This is a genomic window from Mesorhizobium sp. RCAM 05099, from assembly GCF_059683685.1.
On sequence record NZ_CM185035.1, the window covers coordinates 5,645,250 to 5,658,817 of the forward strand.

At 59.4% G+C, this 13,568-nt stretch carries 12 protein-coding genes and 1 pseudogene; 6 read left to right on the forward strand and 7 right to left on the reverse strand.

From position 1 onward, the window contains the following. Positions 1 to 25: 25 nt before the first annotated feature. The 3 genes from AC56QQ_RS27820 to AC56QQ_RS27830 are packed head-to-tail and all read right to left on the reverse strand — an operon-like array spanning position 26 to position 2,785. Positions 26 to 1,087 carry an SIS domain-containing protein gene (locus tag AC56QQ_RS27820; RefSeq protein ID WP_497100588.1) on the reverse strand — a complete coding sequence of 354 codons (1,062 nt, stop codon included), beginning with the start codon at positions 1,085 to 1,087 and terminating at the stop codon, positions 26 to 28. Positions 1,088 to 1,147: 60 nt separating this feature from the next. After that, complete coding sequence (locus AC56QQ_RS27825) at positions 1,148 to 2,062, reverse strand: ROK family protein (RefSeq protein ID WP_489859892.1); 915 nt, start codon at positions 2,060 to 2,062, stop codon at positions 1,148 to 1,150. Positions 2,063 to 2,068: 6 nt separating this feature from the next. Then, positions 2,069 to 2,785, reverse strand: coding sequence for a GntR family transcriptional regulator (locus AC56QQ_RS27830; protein ID WP_497124163.1), 717 nt, complete (start codon positions 2,783 to 2,785; stop codon positions 2,069 to 2,071). 160 nt (positions 2,786 to 2,945) lie between these two features. Here AC56QQ_RS27830 and AC56QQ_RS27835 point away from each other — a divergent pair, with 160 nt between their 5' ends. From AC56QQ_RS27835 to AC56QQ_RS27860, 6 genes are all read left to right on the forward strand, one after another. Further along, entirely contained in the window at positions 2,946 to 4,274 is a 1,329-nt protein-coding gene (locus tag AC56QQ_RS27835) for an ABC transporter substrate-binding protein (protein WP_489863641.1), read from the forward strand. A gap of 71 nt (positions 4,275 to 4,345) precedes the next feature. Beyond that, positions 4,346 to 5,212 carry a carbohydrate ABC transporter permease gene (locus AC56QQ_RS27840; RefSeq protein ID WP_489859890.1) on the forward strand — a complete coding sequence of 289 codons (867 nt, stop codon included), beginning with the start codon at positions 4,346 to 4,348 and terminating at the stop codon, positions 5,210 to 5,212. Between the two features lie 44 nt (positions 5,213 to 5,256). Next, a complete protein-coding gene (locus AC56QQ_RS27845; protein ID WP_489859889.1) occupies positions 5,257 to 6,030 on the forward strand; it encodes a carbohydrate ABC transporter permease in 774 nt (257 codons plus the stop codon). 9 nt (positions 6,031 to 6,039) lie between these two features. Further along, entirely contained in the window at positions 6,040 to 7,191 is a 1,152-nt protein-coding gene (locus AC56QQ_RS27850; protein ID WP_489859888.1) for an ABC transporter ATP-binding protein, read from the forward strand. A 247-nt stretch (positions 7,192 to 7,438) separates the two neighbouring features. Beyond that, complete coding sequence (locus AC56QQ_RS27855; protein WP_489864002.1) at positions 7,439 to 8,638, forward strand: IS256 family transposase; 1,200 nt, start codon at positions 7,439 to 7,441, stop codon at positions 8,636 to 8,638. A gap of 1,093 nt (positions 8,639 to 9,731) precedes the next feature. After that, the gene (locus tag AC56QQ_RS27860; RefSeq protein WP_489859887.1) at positions 9,732 to 10,394 is read left to right on the forward strand and encodes an HAD family hydrolase; all 663 of its coding nucleotides are present in this window, start codon (positions 9,732 to 9,734) and stop codon (positions 10,392 to 10,394) included. Positions 10,395 to 10,608: 214 nt separating this feature from the next. Here the strand turns inward: AC56QQ_RS27860 and AC56QQ_RS27865 are convergent, their stop codons facing one another. From AC56QQ_RS27865 to AC56QQ_RS27880, 4 genes and pseudogenes are all read right to left on the reverse strand, one after another. Continuing rightward, entirely contained in the window at positions 10,609 to 11,049 is a 441-nt protein-coding gene (locus AC56QQ_RS27865) for an RbsD/FucU family protein (RefSeq protein ID WP_489859886.1), read from the reverse strand. Between the two features lie 9 nt (positions 11,050 to 11,058). Next, positions 11,059 to 11,643, reverse strand: a complete 585-nt coding sequence (locus AC56QQ_RS27870) for a DUF1349 domain-containing protein (RefSeq protein ID WP_489859885.1) — start codon at positions 11,641 to 11,643, stop codon at positions 11,059 to 11,061. A 17-nt stretch (positions 11,644 to 11,660) separates the two neighbouring features. Beyond that, positions 11,661 to 12,553: pseudogene (locus tag AC56QQ_RS27875) on the reverse strand (amidohydrolase family protein). Further along, positions 12,499 to 13,485: an aldo/keto reductase gene (locus AC56QQ_RS27880; RefSeq protein ID WP_489859883.1), complete on the reverse strand. Its 987-nt coding sequence runs from the start codon at positions 13,483 to 13,485 to the stop codon at positions 12,499 to 12,501. Before AC56QQ_RS27880 ends, AC56QQ_RS27875 begins: the two are co-directional and overlap by 55 nt. Positions 13,486 to 13,568: the final 83 nt, after the last annotated feature.

The following is a 13,568-nucleotide window of genomic DNA, read 5'->3' on the forward strand; positions in this document are numbered from 1 at the left end:
GTCGGAGGCGAAGTTGGGGAGTGGACTACTCGACCGTTGTCACTTTGGTGCCATTGAGGAACACCGCGGGCGTAAAACCCCGGGCAACCGCCAAAGGCACCATCATGAACTGCAGCGGGATGATTTCCAAAGCCGGCAACAAGGCAGAAGGAGCGTCCGGCAGTTCCAAGATTTCAACCCCCGACCTTCGCAACTCCTTCCGAGGATTGGAGGCGATAACAAGACAGCGTCCTCCAAAGCGAGCGATATCCTGAGCTGTAAGTTCGTTTAGCTCGCGCACCGGGCCACTTCCCAGGAACAGCACCGCTCGAAAACCTTCGCGCACCAACTCCAGCGGACCGTGGCGGAACTGTCCGCCTGTCAAGGCAGTCGAGTCGAGCTTGGTGGCCTCCACCGTCATCAACGCAGCCATGGCTGCGCTGGAATAGCTGGCGCCGCGGGCAATGAAGTTCAGCGGTTTGTCATGACCGAGAAATTCGAAAGCTTCATGCGCACCATCTTCGAACCGGTCGAGATGGGCCGCCGCTGCATCGGCCACAAGCTCTATCTCAGCCGCAGTTTCCCGAGTTCTGTCGAGGAGGATACGCTCGACAACGCAGAGCGCGATGAAACCCGCCACATAGGTCTTGGTCGAAACCGCGTCTTCCCTGCCGGCGTCGGTTGCTATGGCGCAATCGGCCCATGCTGAAAGTGAATTGGTGGGACCGTTGGTGATTGAAATCACGAAAAACGGCCGGCTGGCGCTTTCGGTCAGTTTCTTCAGCTCTACGCTTTCTCCAGATTGGGAGATCGCGATTACCAGCGTGTCGGCACGCAGCACCTCCGGCGCTTGTTGGATAAGTTCGGAGGTGTCCCAAAGCGAAACCGGCACAGCCATTGTCCGTGCCAGCCGCTGCCAACTGCCGTAGGCACTGTGTAGCGATCCCCCCATACCAGTCAAAATGATATGACGTATCCGGCCGCTGGCCACAGCAGACGAGAGCGCCTCTATCTGAGCGGCCTTTGCCTCCGTTACACCCGCCAAAGCGCGGCGTATCGCTGCGGGTTGCTCGCGGATATCGGCCAGGAAATTTTTTGCGACAGTCATGACAACTCCATCTGTAATTTTCGGGTCAGAGGCGCGGTCGCCTCATGAAAAGAGGGTTCGTTAGAACATCTGTGCCGCCGCGCCGATGATCCCCGCATCATTGCCGAGTTCAGCGATCCCGAAACTCGTGTTTTCGACGTTCGAGGGCATGCCGCGGCGCTTGGTTTCGGCAAGGATCGCATCAACGAGGATCCCGCCGGCCGCGCTGATGCCGCCGCCAACCAGAACCTTCCTGGGTGCAAAAATGTTGCACCAACTGGCCGCGGCCATTCCGATCCAGAACCCGGCTTCGGATATAATACCGATGGCCTGAGCATTGCCGTCCAAGGTGTCGCGGACGAGCGCGGCGGTAGCACTCGTGGCTTTGTGACCCGGTCGAACCCGGCGGGCATACGCCTCGATCGCCTCGCCCGAGGCTACGGATTCGAGGCACCCCAGACAGCCTTTCCGGCAGCGCACCGCATTGTCGCGCACAACAATGACGTGGCCGGCGTCGCCAAGACAGCCATTCGCAGTGCTTGTTGGCACACCGTCCACCAGGAACGCCAGACCAATGCCGGTGCCGACGGTAATCATCAGCAGTCGATCAACGTCACGACCGGCACCGAAACGATGCTCGGCAATCGCCCCTGCGTCTGCATCGTTTATGAGCCGGACAGGGCACTGGAAGCGGCGCTTGAGAATAGCGGCGATCGGCATTCCATCGAGCGCCAGCACATTGCTGTCGTCCCCACTGACATGATCCGGGAGAATGTGACCGGGGTAGCCGATGCCGATCCCGGCTAACCGCTCGACCTTTTGACCGCGCATCAGATCGTCGATGGCGTTGGCGTAGTCGAAAAGGATCTTTTCGCCGGTTGGCGCCTTCGCATAGGTCACCCGTTGACGTGCGATGATCCTGCCGTCAGGCGAAACAAGCCCAAGCTTGGTGCTTCCTCCACCGATATCCACACCCATGACGAACCTCTCGCTCATGTGGGCTCAGTCCGCGAGGCGGTAGCGACTGACATGCAGTTTGAAATCGCCGCCCCGATAGGTTGATTTCACATACTCGGCCACGTCATCGCTTTCGGTCAGCGTGACGCGCCAAACGGCCAAAAGCGGGCTCCCTGGAGCAACCTTCAACACTCGAGCCTCCTCCTCGGTCGCTGCCACAGGCTCGAACAGGGCGTCGGTCCAGGCTGGGACCACGCCCCAGCGTTCTTCGATCTGGCTGTAGAGAGAGCCTTCTCCGACATTCAACCCTTCAATGCCGGAATACATATCGACCGGCAGGTAGACGTCCTCGATCGCAATCGGCACCTCGTTTATCGTGCGAACGCGCTTGAGATAGACGAGGGAAACATTGGCCGGGTGCTGAATCTTCAGATGGTTCTGCATGTCCTGGGGCAAGGACGCCACGATTTGTCTCTCAAGGACGATGGTGCCCGGCGTGTCGCCCGTTTTGCGAACCTCATGGGTGAAGCTGTGAAATCCAGAGACGCCGCCCATGCGTGCCGCGGTCTTGAAATACCCGCGACCCTGTTCGCTATATATTAGCCCGCGCGCTTCGAGCCGTTTCAGTGCTTGCCGCACCGTCACTCGGGATACTTTGAACTCCTTGGCCAGCGTGCTTTCCGAAGGTAGTTGCGGACCTTCGTCGCTCCTCGCGCCGCTCTCAATGTCGGCCGCTAGAATGTCGGACACCTGCGCGTACATCGGTACGCCCCCTGTCCTGCGAACCCCCATCTTACGGAACCCTCGTTCGCTCATTTTGCCGGCTCCTCGATTCGTATGTTTTCATGACTCGACATTAGGATATTAGCATGTTAATACAAGCTGTCAACGCAACGCTGCCTTAGGAGAGTTCGAAGTGAGTATGAAAAGACATGCGAAACTTCTCGCCGCCGCCGCCGCCCTGGCTATCTCGGCAGCCCCGGCTTTTGCCATCGATTGGAAAGCGCAATCAGGTACGGAAATCACCGTCCTTCTCAGCGAGCACCCCTGGACAGTCGCGCTGAGGAAGAACATTTCCGAGTTCGAGGCCCTGACCGGAATAAAGGTCAACATTTCCGCCTTCGCTGAAGACCTCTACACTGATCGCATGAACCTTGCGGTTCGTTCCACGGAGCCGCTCGCCGATGCGTATATGGTTCAGATGGACTCGGCCCTGTTCGAACAGTGGGGCGCGGATGCGGTCGAGCCACTAACCCCATTCCTCAACGACGCCAACAAGACGGATGCGGCCTACGACCTGCAGGATTACCCGGCCGGGTTCCGGCTTGGCGCGACGTTTCCGGTGAACGATCCGGCGGCCCAGCTCTATTCGATCCCGATCTCGTTCGAAGCCTACACGCTGTTCTACAACAAGGATCTCGTCGCAAAATATCTCGGCGGCAAGGTGCCGGCGACCATGGATGAGCTGATGGCCGACGCCGCCAAAGTGACGGCGGCGGGCAATGGGCAGGATTTCGGCGCCGCGATGCGCGGCAAGCGATCGGCCGAACTTGTTGATACGATGACCGGGATCGTGCTGGATGCCTGGGGCGACCAGCCCGCGGCGCTGCCGGAAAATATCTGGTTCGACGGCGACTGGGCCAAACCGCGCTTCAACGATCCGCGCATTGCCAAAGGCCTATCCTACTATGCGGGCCTGCTGAAGGCTGGCCCGCCAAGCGTGCTGTCGTATGGCTGGGAAGACGCCAGCCGCTTCTTCTCCGAAGGGCACGCAGCCTTTTTCGTCGACGCTTCGGTCTTTGGCCCCGGCTTCGAGGATCCGGCTTCATCCAAGATCGCTGGCAAGGTCGGCTATGCGCCCCTTCCCCCGTCCGCTGGCGACATCGGGTATAGCGGTCACTGGTCGTGGGGCATCTCAATCCCGAAGAACTCGAAGAAGAAGGGTGCGGCCTGGCTGTTTGTGGAATGGGCAACAGGTAAGGCCATGACAGCCGAACTTGGCAAAAACACCGGCGGCGCTCCGCGCCTCTCGTCCTGGGCGGATGCCGGCTACAAAGCCGCGCTCAACCCGGGCTATGTGGCGGCGGTGCAGACCCAGATGCAGCACACCCGCCCGACCTCGGTCTTCCGTGAAGGCTGGAGCGAAGTCGTCTTGCAGATCGTCGACACGATCCACGCGATGGTCGCGGGCACGCCCCCGCAACAAGCGGCCGATGGACTGCAAGAAACGCTGGCTGGCACTTTCCAATAACGCCTTCGGCGGGGGGCGAACCGCCCCGCCCGCCGCACCGGTCCAAGATGCCTCTGATGTTGGAGACGACCATGCGGCGTACGGCGTTTAACCCTTACTGGCTTCTGGTGCCGGCATTGTTGATGCTAGCGCTCAACACTTTTTACCCCGTGATCTATTCGATCTATCTGTCTTTCACCGATTGGAACTGGGGCAAAACCAGCAATTTCGTCGGGCTGACGAATTTTATCAGCGTGCTGACCAAACCCCAGTTTCGCGGCGCATTCTTCAACACGCTGATCTTTTCAGTTTCCGCCGTTGTTGTGGAGACCCTGCTCGGGCTCGGGCTGGCGCTGGTCATCAATCGGCTCACGGTAGGCGCCGGAATAATCCGAACCATTCTTCTGATGCCCCTGATGGTTTCTGGTATCGCCGTGTCCCTGGTCTGGAAAGTGTTGCTGGACCCGACCCAGGGCATCATAAACTATTTCCTCGCTCAGATCGGCATCGCCGGCCCTGCCTGGCTGGGCACCGTGCCCACCGCCATGCCCTCCATCATAATGATCGACACGTGGTGGCAGACAGCTTTTACCTTCATCATTCTGTCCTCCGCGCTCAAGGGCCTGCCTGCCGAGCCCTTTGAAGCCGCGCAGCTTGAGGGCGCCGGCGCGTGGGCAACCTTCCGCCACATCACCTTGCCGATGCTCAAGCCCGTGCTCATTACCGTCATCATTTTCCGCACGGTGGACACGCTCAAGATCTTTGACATTGTCTTCGGCACCACCGGCGGTGGACCGCTTCGCGCCACTGAAGTCGTGCAGACGCTGGCTTACCAGACCGCCTTCAAGTTTCACCGCTTCGGCGAGTCGGCGGCGCTTTCGGTTGTGTTCTCCCTCATCATCCTGCTGCTTTGCCTTGCCTATCTTCGGCTCGACACCACGGAAGAGGACGCATCATGAGACCGGCATCCCTCGGCATCGTCTGGCGCTACGCAGCGGCAATTTTGGCCGCGATCATTTCGATCTTCCCAATCCTTTGGATCGCGATGATCGCCCTGAAAACCCGCACCGACGCCTTCGCCATCCCGCCGGTCTGGTTTTTTTCCCCAGTCTGGGAGCATTTCCAGCGCGCCTGGACCACCAGCGGATTTTCGGGGGCATTTTTCAACAGCGTGCTCGTATGCGTGATAGGCAACCTGCTCGCTTTCGCCGTCGGCATACCCGCTGCCTACATGCTGAACAAACGCCGCGTGCCGGCAAAGCGGACAATTCTGATCTGGCTGCTGATATCCTACATGCTTCCCGAGTTCCTGTTCGTGATCCCAATGTATGTGTTCTATCAATATGTTGGTCTCTATGACACGGTAATCGGCTTGGCGATCGTCTATCAGATCTTCACCTTGCCCTTCACGATCTGGCTCGTGCGCGCTTTCTTCGCCGATGTGCCCTCTTCCCTGGCTGAAGCCGCCCAGTTGGAGGGCGCCTCAACCAGCCAGATTATCTGGAAAATCTATGTGCCCATCGCCGCGCCTGGGCTTGCGGCCACCGCGATCCTGAATTCGATAAAGATGTGGAACGAGTTGACCATCGCGCTCGCTTTGACTTTCGACCGCGCCCAAACCGTCACCTTGGCCGTCGCGGGTTTTCGTGGCTATGCCTCGATCGACTGGGGCGCAATGTCGGCGGCATCCATCATCGTAATACTGCCCATGGCGCTTTTTGCCATCCTCGCGCAACGCCGCATCGTGCAGGGGTTGAGTCTCGGTGCCGTCAAATAGGCCACACGAATGACCGGCGCCGCTCGGGGCGGCTTGCTCGAATATTACAAGGATTGGAAAATGGCCAACGTCTCGCTTCGCAATATCGACATCGCCTACGGACCTGTGACCATCGTCAAGGCCCTGCAAATGGAGATTGCCGACGGCGAATTCACGGTTCTGGTCGGCCCTTCCGGCTGCGGAAAATCCACGATCCTGCGCCTGATCGCGGGGCTCGAGCCACATTCGGGCGGGGACATATTCATCGATGAAAACAATGTGTCGGCAGCCAATCCCGCCGATCGCAATGTCGCCATGGTGTTCCAGAACTACGCGCTCTACCCCAATATGACGGTCTTCGAGAATATCTCCTTTGGCATGAAGATCCGAAAAATCGATGCCACTGAAATCGATCGCGCCGTACGCGAGGTGGCCAAGATGGTGGGGTTGACGGATCACCTGCACAAGCGCCCCGGCAGGCTTTCCGGTGGCCAGCGCCAACGCGTCGCGCTGGCCCGCGCCATCGTTCGCCATCCCAAGGTTTTTCTGTTCGACGAGCCGCTGTCGAACCTCGACGCGGAATTCCGCGCTTCGATCCGGCTGGAATTGCGTCAGTTGCATCAGAAGCTGGGAGCGACGATGATCTATGTTACGCACGATCAGGTCGAGGCCATGACCATGGGCGACAAGATCGCGGTGCTTGCCCCGATCGCGGTTAAGGGCACCCACAATCTGATGCAATACGACACACCGGAAGTGATTTACAGCAAGCCGACGAACCTGTTCGTTGCGCGCTTCATCGGCTCTCCCAAAATGAATACCTTCGAAGCAGAGAGTTCAGGACAGGCAACCATACGCATCGGAGGCCAGGATATTGCCGTCAAGATAAAGCGACCCCTGCCATCCAAGGTGATTGTCGGCATACGGCCGGAGCACGTGGTTGTCGGTGCGCATGCCGAAGGCCCGACGATCACAGGACGGGTGGCGGTCACCGAAAACCTCGGACACGAGCGTCTGGTGTTCACTGAAACGAAAATTGGCCCCATCATACAGCGCGCTTCGGATCAGACGGTCTGCCCAACAGCCGGCGACGAGCTTGAACTGACATTGCTGCGCCACAGGCTTCACTTTTTCGACGCGGTCACCGAAGAGCGGATCGAGATGGTGTCAGACGCACTATAGACGCGTTATCCGCTGGCGTCGGAAAGGCTGAAGGGCCCTTACAGTATTGGCTCCGGCTCGCACTAAATCGTCGAGGTGGTTTGTTGGCGGGTCGCGTCCCCACAGGTGGTGTATCTCGGCGGTAGCGAAGCCGCTCGCGAGCGCGCCCTCAACAGCGCCGTAGCGAGCGAGCGGCTTTGCGGTGGTCATCGACAGTTCGCCGGTAAGGTCGGGTTGCTGACACCAACCTGATTCGAAGGAACCATCGATGACCGACGACATGATGAACCTGCGCGCGCTCGTGGAGAAGACTCCGGATTCCGATCTCTTGCGCGAGATGATCGGCTTTGCCGCCGAGCGGCTGATGGAGCTGGAGGTGGGAGCCGCCACCGGCGCCGCCTATGGCGAGAAGAACCCGTTGCGCACGGCCCAGCGCAACGGCTATCGTGAGCGCGACTGGGAGACGCGCGCCGGCACCGTCGAACTGCGCATCCCCAAGCTCAGGAAGGGCTCCTACTTCCCCGGTTTCCTCGAACCGCGCCGCATGGCCGAGAAGGCGCTGACCGCCGTCATCCAGGAAGCTTATGTGCAAGGTATCTCGACCCGCTCGGTCGACGACCTGGTCAAGGCCATGGGTATGAGCGGCATCTCTAAAAGCCAGGTCAGCCGGCTGTGTGAAGAGATCGACGGCAAGGTCAAAGCGTTCCTCGAAAGACCCATCGAGGGCGACTGGCCATATCTGTGGATCGACGCCACCTACCTGAAGGTGCGCCGCGGCGGCCGCATCGTCTCGGTCGCCGTCATCATCGCTGTCGGCGTCAACGCGGACGGCCGGCGCGAGGTGCTGGGCATGGAGGTCGGCACCTCTGAGGCCGAGCCGATCTGGACGGAGTTTTTGCGCAAGCTGACCCGCCGCGGCCTGCGCGGCGTCAAGCTCGTCGTCTCCGATGCCCATGAAGGCATCAAGGCGGCCGTCACCAAGGTGCTGTGCGCGACATGGCAGAGATGCCGCGTCCACTTCATGAGGAACGTGCTGGCCCATGCCGGCAAGAGCGGGCGCCGCGTCGTCTCCGCTTTCATCGCCACCGCCTTTGCCCAGGAAACGCCCGAGGCCGCAAGCACGCAATGGCGCGCCGTCGCCGACCAGATCCGGCCGAAGGTGCCGAAGCTGGCGACAATCATGGACGACGCCGAGCCCGACGTGCTTGCCTACATGACTTTCCCCAAGGAGCACCGCGCCAAGCTGCACTCGACCAACCCGATCGAGCGCCTCAACGGCGAGATCAAGCGGCGCACCGAGGTCGTCGGCATCTTCCCAAATGATGACGCCATCGTCCGCCTGGTTGGCGCGATCCTACTCGAACAGAACGACGAATGGGCCGTGCAGCGGGCGAGATACATGACGCTGGAAACCATCAGCCAAATGAGCGATGATCCTCTCATCAGCCTGCCAGCCGTGGCACGCTGATCAGCCCGGCCCCATGCCGGAGAGCGCGGCGACCAAGCCGTCAGCTACACCACTCCCTGGGACACGATCTGTTGGCGCATCATGTTCGAGCACGAGACAACCGATCTCGCTGATCTCGGATACGCGGTGCGGCGCTCGCAACTCGAGCTTATCAGTCGTAGCTCGGGCGACAATATAACCGCTAGCCGCTAGCAAAATCCGCTTGAAGGGCGCGTCAGGCGCCCACGCGATGGGCTCCGAAAGTCTCGTTTTCAATGACGATCTTGGCGCCGCCAGCATCGACTGTCGAACGTTCAGCGCTTCGACCGCTTGACGAAGGGCTTCGATGTTGGGCTTCGACGATCGCCCATCGTGGATTTCGAAGCGCCAGCGGCGTTTCAATGAGACCGTGTTGACGCGCTTCAGCCGGAGCGGGGCCGACTCGAGTTCGCGCGCACGAAGAACCCCAGCTCGGCGGCTTCAAGAGCCGTTGGCGACGACATAGACATCGGAATCTACAAGGCCGATCTGCGGGCCTCGGCCTGCCTGATGCGGCCGGGAGCGCCATGCATGAACCTGCTTGTTCACCCCTTTGACTCGACGGTTTCACGTCACACGCTGATTGTTCTCGTCGGGAGGGGGTTCGAGTCCATGTCGTGGGCAGATTTCAAAAAATACAATAAAATCAATTACTTATACAGGTATTTTGGTGGGCCCGGAGGGACATCGTCTATTCAACAAAAACAATCGGTTAGCAGGCGGTTAGCCCAGCCATATCCTTCGTATGTCTCGTATTCGGTGGCGAACCTGGTGGCGAGGACTCCGAATGAGACACCGGGCTTGTCCGACCTTCGGCTGCAGCACCAAATACCGATCAGTTGATCGATATATGGACAAATAAGGGTCGTAAACGAGGACGGGTCAATCATGGAACTCCCGTTCGACCGAATTCCTCGGCTGATTGCGTTTGCGCGGTTCGAAGAAGCGAAGAGACGATTCATAAGTGGCATGAATTAATCCATCTACTGTTCGTCCTTGTTGGCGACAGCCGTCATTGGGTAATCACTAACTGCAAAAACAGTAACAGCAAGAACTAGCCGAGAGGAACCAGAGGGTGACTATACGTGCCATTGCATGGGATATTGATGGTACCCTGATCGACAGCGAGCCTTTGCATCATGAGGCGCTGGTCACCGTCTGCAAGCGTTGGCAGGTCGACCTTTCGGAAATTCCAAATGACCGGTTCTGTGGCGTGCACATGCCAGAAGTATGGCTTTCCCTTTCGCATCGGATGCCGCCAAGGCTCACGGAGCAAACTTGGCATGATGCGATTGTTGACTATTACGCCGATAGGTGTCGCAGCCTTGAGCCAATGCCTGGCGCGATCGAAACGATCGACTGCTTCGCCGCGTGTGGCTTTGCACAGGTCTGCGTTTCAAACTCAGGTCGCAAGATCGTTGATGCCAATATGTTCACTCTTGGCATAAAGGAGCGCATGGCGTTCTCAATAAGTCTAGATGACGTGCGATACGGCAAGCCAGACCCCGAGCCCTATGCCACGGCATGTGCCAAGCTCAATCTCCGACCAACCCAGGTGCTCGCTGTGGAAGATAGTCTTGCAGGATTGCGATCCGCCCGCGCTGCCGGGTTGAAGACCGCTTTTTGTTCTCTCAATGACGCTGCTCACGTTGAGGCCGATTTTGCCGTTACGGACTTGCGGCAGCTGCGGCACATAGTCCTTCGTTGCATCGCCGAAAGAATCTCTCTCGAACACTAAATTGTGGCCAAGTTTCACCGCCTGCGGAAGCCGCGGCCAGAAACCAAGTGCTGGAAGAGATACTCTCTAGCTCAGGCCCGAGCAGCTCTCGCGGAACGGGCCGTAGCTCTAAAATCGACGGTCGCCGCAGAGGATTTCGCCACGTCAACTCGGCTGGCTCCGCGTTTGGCGTGTACGCGCGATCTTGGAGATGGAACCATCCCGGTCGGTTGTCTCAATTGCCCCCGAGGTTGACGGTACCCTTCCGAATAATGACGTTGCCGTAAAAAAGAGTTTCACCTGTCGCGATCACCGCAAATGCCTGCTTGGCCCGTTCGTAAAATGCGAAACGCTCAATACGTTTGAGCGTGAGCTTCTCGCCCGGCAGGTCATCGAGCGCCTTTTGCACCAGCCCGTGTGCTGGGACGATTTTGTCGGACTCGCCGATTACCTCCATGCCGAGCACAGGGTCTGGCTCGTCCCGATCCACCGGCATCACCGAAAGCACCGCCGTCAACATCCGCTTCAAGTCGCTCGCCTCCATGCGGATCAACCGCTGACCCACGGTTTGGGCCGGAAAGCTGCCATCAGCGATGGCGATCTCGTCTCCATGGCCCATGGCGCGCAGCGCGTAGAGTATGTCGGCGTTGAGAATGGGATCGATACCGATAAGCATGAGAGGTCCTCAAGTTAGGTCATGTAGGTCGGTCGTAATAGCCGGCCCAATCGACAATTCGGAAAAGTGAACCGTAAGCCCCGCGCGTTCTGGCGTGCAGGCGGTCGGGCCGACTTGGTAGGATGGCGCCACCGGAAACGGCGCAAGCCGCAGCAACGGCCAAAAGGAGCCGTCGCGGGAAGCCTGAATGCGGGCCGCGCCTTTGTCGATGGTGATGCGGATCCGGAAATCGTTCAACTCCTTGAAAGGCTGGGAGACCGACCAATCGGACTTGCCGTCGGTAATGACAGTCGACAAGAAGAGCTCGCCGTCAGTGAATTCGACACCAGTCTTGATCCATTTCGTCTCGTCGATCCGCACCATGAGACCGGCCTGGTCGTAGAGCGTGCGGAACTCACCACGAATGCGCATGCTGGCGGTGAAGCCACCGTCGCTGGCAAAGCCGAGAAAATGACCATTGTCGCGGGCAAAGCTGTAGTACGTCTCGCGCCAAAAGTCCGTCTTGGCATCAGTTGTCATCGTCAGGCCATTCTGATCAGCCTTCCAGTTCCTGGGCTCATTATGCCACACACCATTGTCGAAATCGGTATTCATGGAGGACCTTGCTCTGTCTAGAGTATGAGTTTGTATGCCGCCACCGCGTTGCGATGATAGAAGCGGGCGGCGATATCTGGGTGTCTATCCGACAGCCGCATGGCAATTGCCCTCACGTCACGATACGTGGCGGCAAGCGTGCAGACCGGCCAGTCAGAGCCGAAGATGAGGCGATCGGCGCCAAAGAGATCGAGCGCGATTTGCATGTAATGGTCGAAATCCTCCAGCTTCCAGGTCAGCCAGTCGGCTTCGGTGACCATGCCCGAAATCTTGCACCACACATTAGGCAGGGCCGCGATCTCTTCAAAGAGACGCTGCCACGCAACCATCGAACCGCTCGCAATCGGAGGCTTGGCAATATGGTCGAGCACGAAACGACCCTGAGGATGGGCCTTTGCCAAGTCGATTGCCGATGGCAACTCACGCGTACGCGACAGCAAGTCGTATGTCAGCCCGGCTCGGACCACCGCCTCCACCCCCGCCTTACCGCGAGGCTGTTCAACCAGCCGGCATCTGGCTCGTCATGAGCAATGTGACGGATGCCGACAAGACGACTGCCGCCGGGGATGGCTTGCAGATGCTCGATCTGGCCGGCGACATCGTCGGCCAGAAGATCGACCCAGCCGACCACGCCGGCAATAAAATCCTGCGTATCGGCAATGGCCAACAGGTCACCGGTCTCCTCGGCGTCGTGCCGGCACTGGACGACGATCGTCTTGTCGACGCCGGCTTCATCCATCAGCGGCTTCAGATCGTCAGGACCGAAGTCCGACCGCAGGGGCCGCATGGCATCGCCTGCCATCCAGGGATAGTCGCCGGTCGACAATTTCCAGAAATGCTGATGGGCATCGATGATCATGCGGTCGGCGCCTCGGCACGGATGAGGCCCCTGCCCCGCAGGTCCTCCCATAGCGACGCGGGAATAGGCCGCCGAAAGAGCTCATCGTTTTCAAGCATTTCCGCGCGGCTACGGACGCCAGTCAGGACGCTTGCGACGGCCGGATGCGCCAAGGGGAACTGGATCGCCGCGGCCTTGAGCGGTACGCCGTGCTCGAGGCAGACTTTTTCCAGCTCCAGTGCCCGGTCGATCAACGACCTGTCGGCATCCTCGTAGTTGTATTTGGCCCCTGCGCTGGGATTGGCGAGCAAGCCGCTGTTGTAGACGCCACCGATGATCACGGAGATGTTCTTCTTAACGCAGGTGGGGAGGAATTCTGCGATCGCACCTTGCTCCAGAAGCGTGTAACGACCAGCCAGCAGGAAACAATCGAAATTGCCGTTGCGGGCGAATTCCGTCAGCATCTCGGCCTGGTTCATACCCGCACCAACCGCACCGATTCTGCCCTCGGCCCGGAGCTTGTCGAGCGCCTTGTACGCACCGTCGAGCGCTTGCCGATAGTGGCTGTCCGGATCGTGAATGTGCAGCACGTCGATGCGGTCGAGCCCGAGGCGCCTCAGGCTGTCCTCGACAGAGGTCATGACTCCGTCATAGCTAAAATCGAACACTGGCCGCAGCGGCGGGGTCGCCTTGTAGTACTGGTCCTCATCCTCTGGCTCGTCGGGCAGCCGCAGCAGACGGCCCACCTTGGTGCAGAGCACGTAATTGTCACGCGGCTTGGTTTTAAGGAAAGCGCCGAGCCGTTGCTCAGCCATGCCGTTCCCGTATTGAGGGGCAGTGTCGAAGAAGCGGACTCCAAGCTCCCACGCCGCATCCATCGTCTCGTGCGCGGCCTGCTCACTTGTGGCGTTGTAGAGGCCGCCGATCGCCGTTGTTCCGAGCCCGAGCGCAGTGGCCGACAGCTCGGTGCGGCCGACTCGCCGCTTCTCGTATCCTGCTATCATGAGATCGTCCCGTCCTCGCGCCGCTTTAAGTTCGAGCCACTTTCTTAGTCTGTGAATAATTTTCTTCAAAGAAAAATCTCTTG